The organism is Nocardia farcinica, from assembly GCF_029867845.1.
GTDB classification, from domain to species: Bacteria; Actinomycetota; Actinomycetes; order Mycobacteriales; family Mycobacteriaceae; genus Nocardia; species Nocardia farcinica_A.
In genome coordinates this window covers 1-2,339 of the sequence record NZ_JARWRU010000207.1, presented here as the reverse complement: position 1 = coordinate 2,339, position 2,339 = coordinate 1, and the positions used below count along the sequence as shown (strand labels likewise).

General features: G+C 69.3%; 1 protein-coding gene. It reads right to left on the bottom strand.

The features are described 5' to 3' along the window. Positions 1–30 precede the first annotated feature (30 nt). Positions 31–2,190: a catalase gene (locus QH283_RS04190; RefSeq protein ID WP_280501697.1), complete on the bottom strand. Its 2,160-nt coding sequence runs from the start codon at positions 2,188–2,190 to the stop codon at positions 31–33. Positions 2,191–2,339: the final 149 nt, after the last annotated feature.

Here is a 2,339-nt window from a genome sequence, read left to right as displayed (position 1 = left end):
GGGCACCCCCGCCCCCGTTCTCGCGATGGCTCAGGACGCCAGTTGCGCCGCGCGCGACCACACCCGATGCTCGGGCAACGCCTCGGCGAGCAACGCGAAGGCCGTCGCCAGGCCCGAGGCGGTCTGGATGCCGTCGAAGCCCCCGGCGATGCCCGCCGTCTGCAACGCCGCCTCGCCCGCGGGCGTGTAGGCGATGGCCTTGAGGTGCCGATGCGCCTCCTGCAGGAGCACGGTCAGCTTCGGGTCGGGCAGGGATGCCGCCACCAGCAGGGCGTCGAACTCGACGGACCTGGCGGTGTCGAGGGTGCGCGAGATCGGCACCACCCGCTTGCCCGACCCGATCTCACCGCCGTGGGCGGCGAGCACCAACGGCACCATGGAGCTGCCGGAGATCTGCTCCACGATGTCGGCGAGTTCTGCCACGTCGATGTCGTCGTCGACGACGATGCCGATGATCCGCCCGTCGGTGGGCCAGCGCTCGCCGATCTGCGCCAGGGCGGCCGAGGTGGTCACCGCGCCGTCCGCCGCGGCCGCGCCTGCGCCTGCCCCGTCCGTGGTGTCCGGCGCGGGCAGGCCGAGATTGCCCGCCACGGTCCGCGCCAGCTGCTCGTCGACATTGCGCAGCACATCCACCGCGCGCTGTTTGATCGCCTTCTCGTAGCACTTGCCCAATTCGAAGCTGTAGGCGTCGGCGATGTGCTTCTTCTCGATGTCGGTGAGGCTGGCATAGAACAGGCGCGCGCCGCTGAAATGGTCGTCGAAACTGGCCGGAGCCTGCCTGGCCTTCGCGCCGTTCACCATGTCGGGGAATTCGATCAACGCCTCGCCGGGCTGCGCGGTGAACGGGCAGCCGCCGTCGAGGCTGTTCGGGCGATAGGGCGCCACACCGGTGTGCACGGCGGTCTGGTGCATGCCGTCGCGGAACATGTCGTTGATCTCGGTGTGCGGCCGGTTGATCGGCAGCTGCGCGAAATTCGGGCCGCCCAGGCGCGAGATCTGGGTGTCCAGGTAGGAGAACAACCGCCCCTGCAACAGCGGGTCGTTGGTGAAATCGATGCCGCGCACCACATGACCGGGGTGGAAGGCCACCTGCTCGGTCTCGGCGAAGAAATTGCTCGGATTGGCGTTCAGCGTCAATGTGCCGATCACCTGCACCGGGGCCAGTTCCTCCGGGACGAACTTCGTCGGATCGAGCAGGTCGATGCCCTCGAACATCTGCTCCTCGGTGTCCGGGAAGACCTGCACACCCAGATCCCATTCCGGGAACGCGCCCGATTCGATGGCGTCGGCCAGATCCCTGCGGTGGAAATCCGGGTCGACGCCCGCGGCGATCTGCGCCTCCTCCCACAACAGCGAATGCACGCCGAGCCTGGGCTTCCAGTGGAATTTCACCAGCACCGACTTGCCCTCGGCGTTGATCAACCGGAAGGTGTGGACACCGAAGCCCTCCATCATCCGGTAGGAACGCGGAATGCCGCGATCGGACATGTTCCACAAGGTGTGGGCGGTGGCCTCGGTGTGCAGGGAGACGAAATCCCAGAACGTGTCGTGCGCGCTCTGCGCCTGCGGGATCTCCCGGTCGGGATGCGGCTTGCCCGCGTGGATGATGTCGGGGAATTTGATGCCGTCCTGGATGAAGAACACCGGGATGTTGTTGCCGACCAGATCCCACACGCCCTCGTCGGTGTAGAACTTGGTGGCGAAGCCGCGGGTGTCACGCACGGTGTCGGCCGAACCGCGCGAGCCGAGCACGGTGGAGAACCGCACGAAAACCGGTGTCTTCTTGTTCTTCTGGAACAGCGAGGCGCAGCAGATGCTCTCCGCCGCGCCGTTGGCGACGAACACGCCGTGCGCGGCGGCGCCGCGGGCGTGCACGACTCGCTCCGGGATGCGTTCGTGATCGAAGTGGGTGATCTTCTCGCGCAGGTGGTGGTCCTGGAGCAGGACCGGCCCGCGCGCTCCCGCCTTGAGCGAGTGATCGGTGTCGGCCAGGCGCGCGCCCTGCGCGGTGGTCAGGTGGGTGCCGTGCTGGGCGCGAGCCCCCCGCGGCTGGTCGACCGCCGCCCCCGTCGGGGTGACGGGCGCTGGACCGTGCTGGTCGGGCTTGGGCGGCAGCGGCGGCCGGGGCTCGGTGGGCTCGGCCTGTGCGGCCGGCTCCGAGGCGGGCACACCGGGCGGCATCTTCGACATTCGTCACCTCTGGGTTTCGTTGCTTGCCTGATTCGTGAACCGGCCGGGCGTCAGGTCCCCGCACACCGGTGGTCGCGGGGGGGGGGGGGGGGCCGCCCCCCCCGGGGGCCCCCCCCCGCACCCCCGCCGGGCGGGTTTTAAGGCCCGGC